Here is a 12,532-nt window from a genome sequence, read left to right on the forward strand (position 1 = left end):
TAACTTACTGCGTTATAGCTTCACCTCCTGCTTTTTCAATCGCTTCCTTTGCCGAAGCGCTGAATTTATCGGCAGTTACTTTTAGTTTTGATTTCAATTCACCGCTACCTAAAATTTTAACCAAATCGTTTTTACCAACGATTCCGTTATCAATCAAAGTTTCAATGGTGACTTCATCTTTAACAATTTTATTATCAACCAATGCCTGCAATTTATCAAGGTTAACTGGTTGGTATTCCTTTCTGTTAAAGTTCTTGAAACCGAACTTGGGCACACGACGTTGTAATGGCATCTGACCCCCTTCAAAACCAATCTTCTTGGAGTATCCAGATCTAGATTTGGCACCTTTATGTCCTCTTGTGGCAGTACCGCCTTTACCGGAACCTTGTCCCCTACCTACACGCTTACCTTGTCTGTGCGTTGAGCCTTCTGCTGGTTTTAAGTTGCTTAAATCCATCGTATACTATCATTTAGGCTTCCGTAGAAACCAAGTGTTTTACTTTATCAATCATTCCAAGGATTGCTGGCGAATCATCATGCTCAACAACCTGCCCTATCTTTTTAAGGCCCAAGGCCTCTAAAGTACGCTTTTGGTTTTGCGGCCTTTTGATGGCACTCTTAACCTGCTTTACCTTAATCTTCGCCATTATCTTATCCTTTAAAAACTTTTTCCATACTTATACCTCGTTGCTTGGCAACAACACCTGCATCACGAAGCTGTAAAAGTGCATCAAATGTAGCTTTTACCACATTATGTGGATTTGAAGAACCTTGAGACTTTGAAAGTACATCATGAATACCCACTGATTCCAAAACTGCGCGAACAGCACCACCAGCGATTACTCCGGTACCAGTTGATGCAGGTTTCATAAAAACTTTTGCACCACCATATTTCCCTTTTTGTTCGTGTGGAACGGTCCCTTTGTTCAATGGAATACGCACCAAATTCTTTTTTGCATCTTCTATCGCCTTGGCAATAGCAGTAGCAACCTCTTTAGATTTTCCCAAACCGTGTCCTACAACACCATTTTCGTCTCCCACAACCACGATTGCAGAAAATCCGAAAGCACGACCACCTTTAGTTACTTTGGTTACCCTTTGCACACCAACTAGACGGTCTTTCAATTCTAAACCACCTGGTTTTACTAGTTCTACATTTTTGTATTTCCCGTACATATCGATTTAGAATTTAAGTCCTCCTTCTCTAGCACCTTCGGCCAAAGCTTTTACTCTACCATGGTACAAATTTCCTCCGCGATCAAAAGAAACAGTTTCTACTCCAGCCTTCTTTGCCTTTTCAGCAATTGCCTTACCAACGGCGTTGGCTATTTCTGTTTTTGTTCCTTTTACATCAATCGCTTTGTCACGTGAAGAGGCAGAAGCTAGCGTTTTACCAGCGTTGTCATCTATCACTTGAGCATATATTTCTTTGTTACTACGAAATACTGAAAGTCTTGGACGAGCTTCAGTACCGAAGGATACTTTTCGAATCCTTCTTCTAATACGTAGTTTTCTTTCAGATGTTGATAATCCCATTTCGCTACTTATTAGGCTGATTTACCTGCTTTTCTTCTAATTTGTTCTCCGACAAACTTGATACCTTTCCCTTTATAAGGCTCTGGCTTTCTGAACGAACGTATTTTAGCCGCTACAGCTCCAACCAATTGTTTGTCATGTGATGTCAATTTCACTATCGGATTCTTACCTTTTTCTGAAATTGTCTCGATTTTAACCTCAGGAGCAATATCCATTACTATGTTGTGAGAAAACCCCACGGCTAAATCCAATTTCTGGCCTTGGTTGCTAGCTCTATAACCAACACCAACAAGTTCCAATTCTTTTGTAAAACCTTTGGTCACACCTTCAACCATATTATTAACCAAAGCCCGGTACAGTCCGTGTTTGGCTTTGTGATCTTTTGATTCTGAAGGTCTTGTCACGGTCAATGTTCCATCTTCCACCTTCATGTCAACACCACTAAATTCCTGTACCAACTCTCCTAGTTTACCTTTCACGGTAATTGCGTTGTCTTTGATATCAACGGTTACCCCTTCTGGTATTGATATTGGATTATTTCCTATTCTTGACATCGTCTTTTCTTTTTTCTCTTAGTATACGTAACACAATACTTCGCCACCAACCTTTTCTTGCTGAGCTTGTTTACTGGTCATTACTCCGTGCGATGTAGACACAATAGCAATACCCAATCCGTTCAACACTCTTGGCAATTCACTTGAGTTGGCATACTTTCTAAGTCCTGGTTTACTTACTCGCTGTAATTTTTTGATTACTGGCTCTTTCGTAAACTTATCGTACTTCAAAGCGATTTTAATGTTTCCTTGCGCCCCATCATCTTCAAACTTGTAGCTTAAAATAAAACCTTGGTCAAACAAGATTTCTGTCATTGCTTTTTTCAAGTTGGAAGCGGGAATATTTACTACCCTGTGACCCGCCATGCTGGCGTTTCTAATTCGGGTCAAATAATCTGAAATTGGATCTGTTAACATTTTCTCTTCTTTACTTTCGGTTTACCAACTTGCTTTTGTCACACCAGGAATCAAACCTTTATTGGCCATTTCTCTAAAAGTCACCCTTGAAATACCAAAAGTTCTCATGTAACCTCTTGGTCTTCCCGTTAATTTGCATCTGTTACGCATACGCACAGGAGATGCATTCTTAGGAAGTTTTTGTAATGCTTCGTAATCACCAGCTTCTTTTAAAGCTTTTCTTTTCTCGGCATATTTGGCTACCATTTTTGCCCTTTTACGCTCACGGGCTTTCATTGATTCTTTGGCCATTTCTTAATTCTTTTTAAAGGGTAATCCTAATTCTGTCAATAATGATTTTGCTTCCTTATCTGTATCGGCAGAGGTCACAAAAGTTATATCCATACCGTTTATACGGTTAATTTTATCAATGTTGATTTCTGGAAATATAATTTGTTCTGTAACGCCCAAATTATAATTTCCCCTACCATCAAATCCCGTTGCTCGAACACCTTGAAAGTCACGTACGCGAGGAAGTGCTGTAGTTATTAAGCGATCTAAAAATTCGTACATACGCTCGCCTCGAAGTGTCACTTTTGCACCAATTGGCATACCCTTTCTTAATTTGAAGGTTGCAACATCTTTCTTAGACATAGTTGCTATAGCCTTTTGACCAGTAATCATTGTCAACTCATCAACAGCGTGGTCAATTAATTTTTTATCGGCTACGGCAGCACCTACACCTCGGCTAACTACTATCTTTTGCAGTTTAGGTACTTGCATTACGTTTTTATATCCGAATTCTTCGGAAAGCGCCTTAACAACTCGCTCTTTGTATTCTTGTTTTAGTCTTGGAATGTAACTCATGACTAGATAATTTCACCTGTTTTCTTGGAAACTCTTACTTTCTTTCCATCTTTAACTTCAAAGCCAACACGTACCGCTTCACCATTTTCAATCAAAGAAAGGTTAGAAACATGTATTGGAGCTTCCTTCTCTACTATTCCACCTTGAGGGTTCTGGGCACTTGGCTTCTCATGTTTTTTAACAACATTTACACCCTCAACAATAGCTTTGTTCTTTTCACGGTCAACACTCATGACCTTACCTTCAGAGCCTTTGTGGTCACCTGCTATTACTGCTACAGTATCTCCTGATTTAATTTTCAACTTCATCATACCTATTCTTTAAAGTACCTCAGGGGCCAATGAAACAATTTTCATGTATTGCTTGTCACGTAATTCTCTTGCAACGGGACCGAAAACGCGAGTTCCTCGCATTTCTCCGGTTGCACTAAGAAGTACACAAGCGTTATCATCAAACCTTATATAAGAACCATCAGGTCTTCTGACCTCTTTTTTAGTTCTCACGACAACCGCAGTTGAAACAGCGCCTTTTTTTACAGCACCATTCGGGGCAGCTTCTTTAACACTAACTACGATACGGTCACCTAAAGATGCATATCTTCTTTTAGTTCCTCCTAGTACGCGAATAGTCAGTACTTCTTTAGCACCTGTATTATCCGCAACTTTTAATCTTGATTCCTGTTGTACCATGATTACTTAGCTCTTTCCAAAATTTCTACTAACCTCCAGCACTTTGTTTTGCTCAAAGGCCTTGTTTCCATGATTCGAACCGTGTCCCCTTCATTGCAATCATTCTTCTCATCATGGGCAACATACTTCTTGGTCTTCAATACGAACTTACCGTACATTGGGTGTTTAACTCGCTTGACCTCAGAAACTACGATGGATTTTTCCATCTTGTTGCTGGTCACAACCCCAATTCTTTCCTTTCTTAAATTTCTTATTGTTGTTTCTTCCATAAGGCCCAATCCGTTATTGTTGATCCCTTTTAGTTAATTCTGTTGCCAATCTTGCCACTGTTCGTCTTGTCTGACGAATCTGCAATGGATTTTCTAATGGCGTTACAGCGTGTGCCATTTTCAAGTCCGCATGCTCCTTCTTCAATTCAGCCAATTTTTGCTGAAGCTCTTCAACCGATAATTCTTTTATCTCTGCTTGTTTCATCATCTATCAGTTTTATTCAGCGTAGTCTCTAGCTACTATAAATTTTGTTTTTACAGGAAGCTTTTGAGCCGCCAAACGCAATGCTTCTTTAGCCACGTCATGAGGAACTCCCGCTACTTCAAACATGATTCTACCAGGTTTTACAACGGCTACCCAATATTCAGGGGCACCCTTACCCTTACCCATACGTACCTCTAGAGGCTTTTTGGTAATAGGTTTGTCTGGAAAAATCTTAATCCACAATTGCCCTTGACGTTTCATATAACGTGTCGCTGCAATACGAGCAGCCTCAATTTGACGGGAAGTAATGAATTTAGAATCCAAAGATTTTATACCAAACATTCCATTCGAAAGCTGGTGTCCTCTCTGGGATAATCCCTTCATTCTACCCTTCTGGGCTTTTCTAAATTTTGTTCTTTTCGGCTGTAACATCTTAGCTGTACTTTACCTTTTATTTTCTACGACGTTGTCTTTTTCCGCCGTCTTTGTTTCCTCCTTTTGAACCACCTTTTGAAAGTCCTACTAATGGTGAAAGCTCACGCTTACCATATACTTCCCCTTTCATGATCCATACCTTGATACCTAATCTACCATAAGTAGTATGAGCCTCTTCTAAAGCATAATCTACATCAGCTCTGAAAGTTGACAAAGGAATACGACCCTCTTTATAGGTCTCGGTTCTTGCCATTTCAGCACCATTCAATCGACCTGCAATCTGAATTTTAATTCCCTCAGCATTCATACGAATGGCAGCGGCAATGGCCATTTTTATAGCTCTTCTATACGAAATTCTACTTTCAATTTGTCTTGCAACACTTGCTGCAACCAAATTGGCATCCAACTCAGGTCTTTTTATTTCGTGAATGTTGATTTGAACCTCCTTATTGGTGATTTTCTTCAACTCTTCCTTAAGCTTGTCAACCTCTTGACCGCCTTTTCCAATAATAATACCTGGTCTAGCTGTAGTAATCGTTACTGTGATAAGCTTTAAGGTTCTCTCGATGATTACCCTAGAAACACTAGCTTTGGCCAAACGGGCATGGATATATTTTCTGATTTTATCGTCTTCGGCCAACTTGTCGCCGTAGTCGTTACCACCGTACCAGTTGGACTCCCAGCCTCTAATAATACCTAAACGATTTCCTATCGGATTGGTCTTCTGTCCCATACTATGCCGTTGTTTCTGTTGTTACATTATTATTTGCTCCTAAAACCATAGTAACATGATTGGAACGTTTTCTAATTCTGTGTGCACGACCTTGAGGCGCTGGTCTTAATCTCTTCAACATACTACCACCATCCACTCGTATCTCTTTGATAAAAAGATCGGCATCCTCAATACTTGCATCCTCATTTTTTGCCTCCCAATTCGCAATTGCAGAAAGTAATAGTTTCTCCAATCTTCTAGAAGCTTCTTTTTGGTTAAATCGAAGGATGGCCAGAGCCATTTCAATTTGCTTTCCTCTAATTAAGTCAGCAACCAATCTCATTTTTCGAGGCGAAGTTGGACAATTATTCAACTTAGCAAAGGCCAATTCTTTCTTCTCAGCCTTGATGCGTTCCGCCATATTTCTTTTTCGAACTCCCATCGCCTGTTACTTTTTACCTTTATTTTTCGCTCCCGCATGCCCGCGGAAGGAACGTGTTGGTGAAAATTCGCCCAACTTGTGGCCCACCATATTCTCAGTTACGTAAACTGGGACAAATTGCCTACCATTATGAACTGCTATGGTTTGACCTACAAAGTCAGGAGTTATCATTGAAGCTCTTGACCAAGTTTTGATAACTGACTTTTTGCCAGATTCTACGTTGGCTTGAACTTTTTTCTCTAAACTGTGGTGAACGAAAGGTCCTTTTTTTAATGAACGTGCCATTTCTTATCTCTTATTTCTTTCTTCGTTCTACAATATATCTGTTACTTTCCTTGGTTAATGAACGAGTTCTATAACCTTTTGCCGGAATACCATTTCTGGATCTTGGGTGACCACCTGAGGCCCTACCTTCACCACCACCCATCGGGTGATCCACAGGGTTCATTACCACAGGTCTTGTTCTTGGTCTTCTACCTAACCATCTGCTACGACCGGCTTTACCAGAAACCAATAACTGATGATCAGAATTTGATACTGCTCCAATAGTTGCCATACAAGTAGACAAAATCATTCTTGTCTCTCCAGACGGTAATTTAATAGTCACGAACTTGCCGTCCTTTGCCATTAGTTGGGCAAAAGTTCCAGCACTTCTCGCCATTACTGCGCCTTGCCCTGGACGTAACTCAATGCATGAGATAACAGTTCCTAGAGGAATGTTACTTAACGGCATCGCATTTCCAATTTCAGGACCTGCTTTTTCACCAGAAATCACTTTTTGACCAACCTGCAGTCCGTTTTGTGCAATAATGTATCGCTTTTCACCATCCTTATATTCCAATAAGGCGATAAACGCAGTTCTGTTTGGATCGTATTGAATTGACTTCACCTCAGCCGCAACACCTTGCTTATCACGTTTGAAGTCGATAATTCGATACCTTCTCTTATGACCCCCACCTCTGTGGCGCATGGTCATCTTTCCTTGACTGTTTCTACCTCCCGTTCTTTTTATCGGAGCGAGTAAACTCTTCTCCGGCTTATCAGTAGTAATCGCGTCAAATCCGTTTACTACTCTAAAACGCTGTCCGGGAGTAATGGGTTTTAATTTTCTAACTGACATTACCCTTTATTATAGATTACTATAAAAATCAATGATATCACCCTCAGCCACATCAACAATGGCTTTCTTCATCATGTTGGTCTTACCGTGTTGAATACCAGTTTTGGTATATCTAGTTTTACGATTTGGACCATAATTCATGGTTCTCACCTTTTCAACAGAAACACCATAGGTTGTTTCAACGGCTTCCTTAATTTCAAGCTTGTTGGCCTTTGGCTCAACAAAAAAACCATACCTGTTAAACAACTCGCTATCAGCGGTCATTTTTTCAGTAATAATTGGCTTGATTAAAACACTCATCGCTTCTCTATTTACTTAGGTTAGCTTCCAATTCTTTTACCGCACCTTCAAGAAGAACAACACTTTTGGCATTCATAATCTTGTAAGTACTTATTTCTGAGTCTCTTACAACTTCAGAACTCTTAAGGTTTCGAGACGACAAATAAACATTGTTATTTTCACCTCCTAATACAACCAATGATTTTTTGTCTTGGATGCCCAAAGAGCTTAAAAACTGCACAAAATCTTTTGTTCTAGGAGTATCAAAATCGAAATCCTCAACGATTAACAACTCTTTATCCTTTGACTTCAAGCTCAAAGCAGATTTTCTAGCCAAACGTTTCACGTTTTTGTTCAACTTCTGACCGTAATCTTTTGGTCTAGGACCGAAAATTCGACCACCACCACGAAAAACGGGAGATTTTATACTACCTGCCCTTGCGGTACCGGTCCCTTTTTGTTTTTTGATTTTTCGAGTACTTCCCGCAATTTCAGCGCGTTCTTTTGCTTTGTGTGTACCTTGTCTTTGGTGAGCCAAATATTGCTTCACATCAAGATAAATGGCATGCTCATTTGGCTCAATTCCGAATACCTTGTCTGAAAGCTCAACCTTACGACCTGTATCTTTACCTTTTACATCTAATACTGCTACTTTCATGACCTTATTTTTCTACGGTTACGTAAGCATTTTTATGACCAGGAATGGCACCTTTAACCACTAAAAGGTTTTTCTCAGGAACCACTTTTAAAATCCTCAGGTTTTGAACGGTTACTCTTTCGCCTCCCATCCTACCAGCCATACGCAATCCCTTCACTACTTTTGAAGGAGTCGAAGCCGCACCGATGGAACCTGGAGCACGTAGTCTGTTATGCTGACCGTGAGTTGCTTGACCAACACCGGCAAAACCGTGCCTCTTTACCACACCTTGAAAGCCTTTACCCTTTGATGTACCTATTACATCAACAAATTCGCCTTCCGCAAATAAATCAACACCTATGGTATCACCTAATTTATATTCTCCTTCAAAATCTCGGAACTCAACGACTTTTTTCTTAGGCGATGCACCTGCTTTTTTGTAATGACCTTGTTCGGCCTTGCTAGTGCGTTTTTCTGCCTTGTCATCGAAACCGAGTTGAAGGGCACTGTACCCATCTACCTCTTCGGTTCTGACTTGGGTAACCACACATGGTCCAGCTTCGATTACTGTACAAGGAATATTCTTCCCGTTCTCATCGAAGATGCTGGTCATGCCGATTTTTTTTCCAATTAACCCAGACATACTATCTATTGTTTTACTTTTTATTTAGTTACACCCATTTTTTGGGCAAAAAAATTGGGTCAAAGAATATTTTCTGTGACCCAGATTTTGTATTCTTTTCTCCGTTTTTCCTTCGCTCGCAGCTTAGGACATGTTATCCCTTTTTTCTAAGGGCGTGCAAACTTACACTTTTATTTCGACTTCCACACCACTTGGAAGCTCTAATTTCATTAAAGCATCAATCGTTTTGGAAGAAGAGCTATAAATATCAAGCAAACGCTTGTATGAACTCAGTTGAAATTGCTCTCTTGATTTCTTGTTCACGTGTGGAGAACGCAAAACCGTAAAGATTTTCTTGTGTGTTGGTAATGGAATTGGACCCGTTACCACTGCACCTGTTGTTTTAACAGTCTTTACAATCTTTTCAGCAGATTTGTCCACCAAATTGTGGTCGTAAGACTTTAATTTAATTCTAATTTTTTGACTCATCTTCTGAAAATTATGCGGTTACACCTTTAGTTGCCTTAATAACTTCTTCTGCAATGTTAGAAGGAGTTTCGGCATAATGTGAAAATTCCATTGTAGATGTTGCTCGACCAGAACTCAAGGTTCTTAGCGAAGTAACATATCCGAACATTTCTGAAAGTGGTACCTCAGCCTTAACAACCTTAGAACCTGCCCTATCGTCCATATTGTTGACCTGACCTCTTCTTCGGTTCAAATCTCCAACGATATCACCCATGTTTTCTTCCGGAGTCAATACTTCCAACTTCATAATAGGTTCCATCAAAACAGCTCTCGCTTTTTTAGCAGCTTCTTTGTAGCCAAGTTTAGCAGCCAATTCGAATGACAAGGAATCAGAATCCACAGGGTGGAAAGAACCATCTTTCAAGGTAATCTTCATACTATCCATCTCGAATCCAGCCAAAGGACCATTCTTCATTGCCTCTTTGAATCCTTTTTCTACAGACGGGATATATTCTTTAGGAATATTACCACCTTTAATTACATTAACAAACTCCAATCCAGCTCCAGCTTCTTCACTAGCTGGCTCCATTGTAAATACGATATCAGCGAATTTACCACGACCACCTGTCTGTTTCTTGTAAGTCTCTCTATGATCAGCCGTAGCTGTAAGTGCTTCCTTGTACTCAACTTGAGGTTGACCTTGGTTGACCTCAACTTTAAATTCTCGTCGTAAACGGTCAACAATAATATCTAAGTGAAGCTCACCCATACCAGAAATAATGGTTTGGCCGGAAGCTTCATCAGTTTTTACTTGAAATGTTGGATCTTCTTCTGCCAATTTGGCCAAAGACATTCCCAACTTGTCAACATCAGCTTTTGTTTTAGGCTCTACAGCGATACCGATTACAGGGTCAGGGAAATCCATGCTCTCAAGAACAATTGGATGTTTCTCCGCTGACATGGTGTCACCGGTCTTGATATCTTTAAAGCCAACAGCTGCACCAATATCACCAGCCTCGATATAATCGATAGCATTTTGCTTATTGGAGTGCATCTGATAGATTCTAGAAATACGCTCTTTTTTACCTGACCTATTATTAAGGATATAAGAACCCGCATCTAAACGACCTGAATACGCTCTAAAGAAAGCCAATCGACCAACAAAAGGGTCAGTGGCAATTTTAAAAGCTAAAGCCGCAAACGGTTCTTTCGGGTCTGGCTTGCGTGTAATTTCTTCACCTGAATGAGGATCTGTTCCTACGATATCGTCCTTATCCAAAGGAGAAGGCAAGTATCGGCAAACACAATCCAATAAAAACTGTACACCTTTATTCTTAAAGGCAGAACCACATACCATAGGTATAATAGCTCTATCCATCACAGCAGCCCTCAGTGCAGCATGTACTTCTTCTTCAGTGATGGAATCTTCATCTTCAAAGAATTTTTCCATCAATTCTTCATCGTACTCCGCAACTGCTTCGATTAAGGCTGCACGATATTCGCGAACCTCTTCCTCCATTTCTGCAGGAATATCTACTACATCGAAGGTTGAACCAAAGTTCTCATCATGCCAAACAATCGCACGGTTCTTCGCTAGGTCAACAATGCCTTTAAAATCAGCTTCCTCACCTATAGGTAAAACAATTGGCACTGCATTAGAACCCAACATTTCTTTAACCTGCTTACACACGTTAAGGAAATTTGACCCTTGACGGTCCATTTTGTTTACGAAACCAATTCGTGGTACCTTATAATTATCAGCTAGCCTCCAGTTGGTTTCAGATTGTGGCTCTACACCATCAACCGCACTAAATAAGAAAACCAACCCATCTAATACACGTAATGAACGATTTACCTCAACCGTAAAGTCAACGTGACCGGGAGTGTCGATTATATTAAAGTGGTAATCCTTCGCATCTGCTGTGGGTTTACCTTGTTCTGTAGGGAACTGCCATGTACACGTTGTAGCTGCAGAAGTAATGGTGATACCACGTTCCTGCTCTTGCTCCATCCAGTCCATAGTTGCAGCCCCATCGTGCACCTCACCTATCTTGTGACTAACACCTGTATAAAAAAGGACACGTTCTGTTGTAGTGGTTTTACCAGCATCAATGTGCGCAGCAATTCCAATATTTCTAGTGAATTTTAAATCTCTTGCCATTTTTCAATTAAAATCTGAAGTGTGAGAATGCTTTATTAGCCTCGGCCATTTTGTGGGTATCCACTCTTTTCTTTACAGCTGCGCCCTCTTCTTTTGCAGCGGCCAAAATCTCGGAAGCCAACTTCTGTGCCATTGATTTTTCATTTCGCTTGCGGGCAAAACTAATTAACCACTTCATGGCAGTAGAAATTTTCCTGTCTGGACGAATTTGCATTGGAATTTGAAAAGTAGCACCACCGACTCGTCTACTCCTAACCTCAACATGAGGCATTACGTTTGAAAGGGCTTCCTTCCAAAGTTCGAGGGCAGATTTCTCTTCGTCGGTCTTCTTTTGATCTACGATATCAATGGCATCGTAAAAAATCTTGTAGGCAACGGATTTCTTACCGTCCCACATCATCATATTTACAAAACGCGTTACCAGTTGGTCATTGAACCTTGGGTCTGGTAACAATGGTCGTTTTTTCGCTTGTCTTTTTCTCATCGAATCTTACTTTTTAGGTTGTTTTGCACCATACTTGGAACGACGTTGGGTTCTACCGGCAACTCCGGCAGTATCCAATGCTCCACGTACGATGTGATACCTAACTCCTGGTAAATCTTTTACCCTTCCGCCTCTAACCAATACTATCGAGTGCTCTTGGAGATTGTGACCCTCACCTGGGATGTACGCGTTCACTTCTTTACCATTGGTCAACCTAACCCTTGCTACTTTACGCATAGCAGAGTTTGGTTTTTTAGGTGTAGTAGTGTAAACACGTGTGCACACCCCTCTTCGTTGAGGGCACGAATCCAAAGCAGCCGATTTACTCTTCTTGGTAATTGTGGCCCTTCCTTTTCGTACTAATTGTGAAATTGTTGGCATTAAATATTATTTATTAATGTATAACCCCGATTTTTTGGGGCTGCAAATGTAGAAATAATTAGTAATAATTCAAACCATCGAGGACATAATAATCTAAATACCAATTTCACACAGCAAAATTCGATTTCCATCTATAATATATTAAGGTATGGTTTAAAACTATTTTCCTGTTCAATTCCAAAATCCGAATGCCATGGACTGGCTTTTCAATATGGTCTTTACTTATCCTAAATCCGAACTAATGAAATAATGTGCATTAATTAAGAAATTTCAAA

Annotated in this window: 24 protein-coding genes; all 24 read right to left on the reverse strand. The window is 40.2% G+C overall.

Annotated elements, in window-relative coordinates; genetic code table 11:
• Nucleotides 1-4: 4 nt before the first annotated feature.
• The gene (gene rplO / locus HCU67_RS14735; protein WP_168553354.1) at nt 5-457 is read right to left on the reverse strand and encodes a 50S ribosomal protein L15; all 453 of its coding nucleotides are present in this window, start codon (nt 455-457) and stop codon (nt 5-7) included.
• A gap of 13 nt (nt 458-470) precedes the next feature.
• Nucleotides 471-647, reverse strand: a complete 177-nt coding sequence (gene rpmD, locus HCU67_RS14740; protein WP_168553355.1) for a 50S ribosomal protein L30 — start codon at nt 645-647, stop codon at nt 471-473.
• 4 nt (nt 648-651) lie between these two features.
• Nucleotides 652-1,176, reverse strand: coding sequence for a 30S ribosomal protein S5 (rpsE, locus tag HCU67_RS14745; protein WP_168553356.1), 525 nt, complete (start codon nt 1,174-1,176; stop codon nt 652-654).
• Between the two features lie 6 nt (nt 1,177-1,182).
• A complete protein-coding gene (gene rplR, locus HCU67_RS14750; protein ID WP_168553357.1) occupies nt 1,183-1,536 on the reverse strand; it encodes a 50S ribosomal protein L18 in 354 nt (117 codons plus the stop codon).
• A gap of 11 nt (nt 1,537-1,547) precedes the next feature.
• A complete protein-coding gene (gene rplF, locus HCU67_RS14755) occupies nt 1,548-2,090 on the reverse strand; it encodes a 50S ribosomal protein L6 (RefSeq protein WP_168553358.1) in 543 nt (180 codons plus the stop codon).
• A gap of 18 nt (nt 2,091-2,108) precedes the next feature.
• Nucleotides 2,109-2,507, reverse strand: coding sequence for a 30S ribosomal protein S8 (gene rpsH, locus HCU67_RS14760; protein WP_168553359.1), 399 nt, complete (start codon nt 2,505-2,507; stop codon nt 2,109-2,111).
• A 21-nt stretch (nt 2,508-2,528) separates the two neighbouring features.
• On the reverse strand, nt 2,529-2,798 hold the full coding sequence (gene rpsN, locus HCU67_RS14765) for a 30S ribosomal protein S14 (protein WP_158779560.1): 270 nt from the start codon (nt 2,796-2,798) through the stop codon (nt 2,529-2,531).
• 3 nt (nt 2,799-2,801) lie between these two features.
• Nucleotides 2,802-3,353: a 50S ribosomal protein L5 gene (rplE, locus tag HCU67_RS14770; protein WP_168553360.1), complete on the reverse strand. Its 552-nt coding sequence runs from the start codon at nt 3,351-3,353 to the stop codon at nt 2,802-2,804.
• 2 nt (nt 3,354-3,355) lie between these two features.
• Nucleotides 3,356-3,661 (reverse strand): 50S ribosomal protein L24, encoded by a 306-nt coding sequence (rplX, locus tag HCU67_RS14775; RefSeq protein WP_168553542.1) that lies wholly within the window; start codon nt 3,659-3,661, stop codon nt 3,356-3,358.
• 12 nt (nt 3,662-3,673) lie between these two features.
• Nucleotides 3,674-4,042, reverse strand: coding sequence for a 50S ribosomal protein L14 (rplN, locus tag HCU67_RS14780; protein ID WP_168553361.1), 369 nt, complete (start codon nt 4,040-4,042; stop codon nt 3,674-3,676).
• A 2-nt stretch (nt 4,043-4,044) separates the two neighbouring features.
• Nucleotides 4,045-4,311 (reverse strand): 30S ribosomal protein S17, encoded by a 267-nt coding sequence (rpsQ, locus tag HCU67_RS14785; protein WP_168553362.1) that lies wholly within the window; start codon nt 4,309-4,311, stop codon nt 4,045-4,047.
• A 13-nt stretch (nt 4,312-4,324) separates the two neighbouring features.
• Nucleotides 4,325-4,516: a 50S ribosomal protein L29 gene (gene rpmC / locus HCU67_RS14790; RefSeq protein WP_168553363.1), complete on the reverse strand. Its 192-nt coding sequence runs from the start codon at nt 4,514-4,516 to the stop codon at nt 4,325-4,327.
• A 12-nt stretch (nt 4,517-4,528) separates the two neighbouring features.
• On the reverse strand, nt 4,529-4,948 hold the full coding sequence (rplP, locus tag HCU67_RS14795) for a 50S ribosomal protein L16 (RefSeq protein WP_168553364.1): 420 nt from the start codon (nt 4,946-4,948) through the stop codon (nt 4,529-4,531).
• A gap of 19 nt (nt 4,949-4,967) precedes the next feature.
• Nucleotides 4,968-5,684: a 30S ribosomal protein S3 gene (gene rpsC, locus HCU67_RS14800; protein ID WP_168553365.1), complete on the reverse strand. Its 717-nt coding sequence runs from the start codon at nt 5,682-5,684 to the stop codon at nt 4,968-4,970.
• Nucleotide 5,685: 1 nt separating this feature from the next.
• Nucleotides 5,686-6,105 (reverse strand): 50S ribosomal protein L22, encoded by a 420-nt coding sequence (gene rplV, locus HCU67_RS14805; protein WP_168553366.1) that lies wholly within the window; start codon nt 6,103-6,105, stop codon nt 5,686-5,688.
• A 6-nt stretch (nt 6,106-6,111) separates the two neighbouring features.
• Nucleotides 6,112-6,390 (reverse strand): 30S ribosomal protein S19, encoded by a 279-nt coding sequence (gene rpsS / locus HCU67_RS14810; protein ID WP_168553367.1) that lies wholly within the window; start codon nt 6,388-6,390, stop codon nt 6,112-6,114.
• A gap of 10 nt (nt 6,391-6,400) precedes the next feature.
• A complete protein-coding gene (gene rplB / locus HCU67_RS14815; protein ID WP_168553368.1) occupies nt 6,401-7,225 on the reverse strand; it encodes a 50S ribosomal protein L2 in 825 nt (274 codons plus the stop codon).
• Between the two features lie 9 nt (nt 7,226-7,234).
• The gene (gene rplW / locus HCU67_RS14820; RefSeq protein WP_168553369.1) at nt 7,235-7,525 is read right to left on the reverse strand and encodes a 50S ribosomal protein L23; all 291 of its coding nucleotides are present in this window, start codon (nt 7,523-7,525) and stop codon (nt 7,235-7,237) included.
• Nucleotides 7,526-7,532: 7 nt separating this feature from the next.
• The gene (gene rplD / locus HCU67_RS14825; RefSeq protein WP_168553370.1) at nt 7,533-8,162 is read right to left on the reverse strand and encodes a 50S ribosomal protein L4; all 630 of its coding nucleotides are present in this window, start codon (nt 8,160-8,162) and stop codon (nt 7,533-7,535) included.
• Nucleotides 8,163-8,166: 4 nt separating this feature from the next.
• Nucleotides 8,167-8,784: a 50S ribosomal protein L3 gene (gene rplC, locus HCU67_RS14830; protein WP_168553371.1), complete on the reverse strand. Its 618-nt coding sequence runs from the start codon at nt 8,782-8,784 to the stop codon at nt 8,167-8,169.
• A gap of 162 nt (nt 8,785-8,946) precedes the next feature.
• Complete coding sequence (gene rpsJ / locus HCU67_RS14835) at nt 8,947-9,252, reverse strand: 30S ribosomal protein S10 (RefSeq protein ID WP_007094989.1); 306 nt, start codon at nt 9,250-9,252, stop codon at nt 8,947-8,949.
• Between the two features lie 10 nt (nt 9,253-9,262).
• Nucleotides 9,263-11,392: an elongation factor G gene (gene fusA, locus HCU67_RS14840; RefSeq protein WP_168553372.1), complete on the reverse strand. Its 2,130-nt coding sequence runs from the start codon at nt 11,390-11,392 to the stop codon at nt 9,263-9,265.
• 7 nt (nt 11,393-11,399) lie between these two features.
• Nucleotides 11,400-11,876: a 30S ribosomal protein S7 gene (rpsG, locus tag HCU67_RS14845; protein ID WP_168553373.1), complete on the reverse strand. Its 477-nt coding sequence runs from the start codon at nt 11,874-11,876 to the stop codon at nt 11,400-11,402.
• Between the two features lie 6 nt (nt 11,877-11,882).
• Nucleotides 11,883-12,257 carry a 30S ribosomal protein S12 gene (rpsL, locus tag HCU67_RS14850; RefSeq protein WP_045801201.1) on the reverse strand — a complete coding sequence of 125 codons (375 nt, stop codon included), beginning with the start codon at nt 12,255-12,257 and terminating at the stop codon, nt 11,883-11,885.
• Nucleotides 12,258-12,532 lie beyond the last annotated feature (275 nt).

The organism is Croceivirga thetidis, assembly GCF_012272815.1.
GTDB classification, from domain to species: domain Bacteria; phylum Bacteroidota; class Bacteroidia; order Flavobacteriales; family Flavobacteriaceae; genus Croceivirga; species Croceivirga thetidis.

Coding starts and splice junctions, on each gene's coding strand:
- rpsL (WP_045801201.1), bottom strand. CDS start 12,257: ATGCCAACAATTTCACAATTAGTACGAAAAGGAAGGGCCACAATTACC.
- rplE (WP_168553360.1), bottom strand. CDS start 3,353: ATGAGTTACATTCCAAGACTAAAACAAGAATACAAAGAGCGAGTTGTT.
- rpmC (WP_168553363.1), bottom strand. CDS start 4,516: ATGAAACAAGCAGAGATAAAAGAATTATCGGTTGAAGAGCTTCAGCAA.
- rpmD (WP_168553355.1), bottom strand. CDS start 647: ATGGCGAAGATTAAGGTAAAGCAGGTTAAGAGTGCCATCAAAAGGCCG.
- rplO (WP_168553354.1), bottom strand. CDS start 457: ATGGATTTAAGCAACTTAAAACCAGCAGAAGGCTCAACGCACAGACAA.
- rpsH (WP_168553359.1), bottom strand. CDS start 2,507: ATGTTAACAGATCCAATTTCAGATTATTTGACCCGAATTAGAAACGCC.
- rplR (WP_168553357.1), bottom strand. CDS start 1,536: ATGGGATTATCAACATCTGAAAGAAAACTACGTATTAGAAGAAGGATT.
- rplD (WP_168553370.1), bottom strand. CDS start 8,162: ATGAAAGTAGCAGTATTAGATGTAAAAGGTAAAGATACAGGTCGTAAG.
- fusA (WP_168553372.1), bottom strand. CDS start 11,392: ATGGCAAGAGATTTAAAATTCACTAGAAATATTGGAATTGCTGCGCAC.
- rplF (WP_168553358.1), bottom strand. CDS start 2,090: ATGTCAAGAATAGGAAATAATCCAATATCAATACCAGAAGGGGTAACC.
- rpsC (WP_168553365.1), bottom strand. CDS start 5,684: ATGGGACAGAAGACCAATCCGATAGGAAATCGTTTAGGTATTATTAGA.
- rplP (WP_168553364.1), bottom strand. CDS start 4,948: ATGTTACAGCCGAAAAGAACAAAATTTAGAAAAGCCCAGAAGGGTAGA.
- rpsE (WP_168553356.1), bottom strand. CDS start 1,176: ATGTACGGGAAATACAAAAATGTAGAACTAGTAAAACCAGGTGGTTTA.
- rpsQ (WP_168553362.1), bottom strand. CDS start 4,311: ATGGAAGAAACAACAATAAGAAATTTAAGAAAGGAAAGAATTGGGGTT.
- rplX (WP_168553542.1), bottom strand. CDS start 3,661: ATGAAGTTGAAAATTAAATCAGGAGATACTGTAGCAGTAATAGCAGGT.
- rplW (WP_168553369.1), bottom strand. CDS start 7,525: ATGAGTGTTTTAATCAAGCCAATTATTACTGAAAAAATGACCGCTGAT.
- rplN (WP_168553361.1), bottom strand. CDS start 4,042: ATGGTACAACAGGAATCAAGATTAAAAGTTGCGGATAATACAGGTGCT.
- rplB (WP_168553368.1), bottom strand. CDS start 7,225: ATGTCAGTTAGAAAATTAAAACCCATTACTCCCGGACAGCGTTTTAGA.
- rplV (WP_168553366.1), bottom strand. CDS start 6,105: ATGGGAGTTCGAAAAAGAAATATGGCGGAACGCATCAAGGCTGAGAAG.
- rplC (WP_168553371.1), bottom strand. CDS start 8,784: ATGTCTGGGTTAATTGGAAAAAAAATCGGCATGACCAGCATCTTCGAT.
- rpsS (WP_168553367.1), bottom strand. CDS start 6,390: ATGGCACGTTCATTAAAAAAAGGACCTTTCGTTCACCACAGTTTAGAG.
- rpsJ (WP_007094989.1), bottom strand. CDS start 9,252: ATGAGTCAAAAAATTAGAATTAAATTAAAGTCTTACGACCACAATTTG.
- rpsN (WP_158779560.1), bottom strand. CDS start 2,798: ATGGCCAAAGAATCAATGAAAGCCCGTGAGCGTAAAAGGGCAAAAATG.
- rpsG (WP_168553373.1), bottom strand. CDS start 11,876: ATGAGAAAAAGACAAGCGAAAAAACGACCATTGTTACCAGACCCAAGG.